The organism is Bacillus lumedeiriae, from assembly GCF_044891285.1.
Lineage (GTDB): Bacteria > Bacillota > Bacilli > Bacillales > Domibacillaceae > Pseudobacillus > Pseudobacillus lumedeiriae.
The window spans coordinates 1-215 of sequence record NZ_JAUIYO010000081.1; the positions used below are offsets into that span (position 1 = coordinate 1).

Genomic DNA, 215 nt, shown 5'->3' on the forward strand with positions numbered 1-215 from the left:
TTTGCTTTAGCTGTCTTGCTCGCATGAACACTTGCTTGAGAAGCAGCTTTGTTTGCCGCTGATTTATTTTCTTTTACTTCAACAGCTTTTTCTTCAGTTACTGCATCCGGTGTTTCCTCTGCAGGTGTTCCTGATTTAGTTACTACTGCTGAATGTGCTGAAGCTTTTGCTTTAGCTGTCTTGCTCGCATGAACACTTGCTTGAGAAGCAGCTTT

General features: G+C 42.3%; 1 protein-coding gene. It reads right to left on the reverse strand.

Translation table 11 applies throughout. The annotated features are described in order from the left end of the window. The coding region (locus QYG89_RS17310; protein ID WP_404319433.1) for a hypothetical protein at window positions 1–215 on the reverse strand (215 nt) is incomplete at both ends.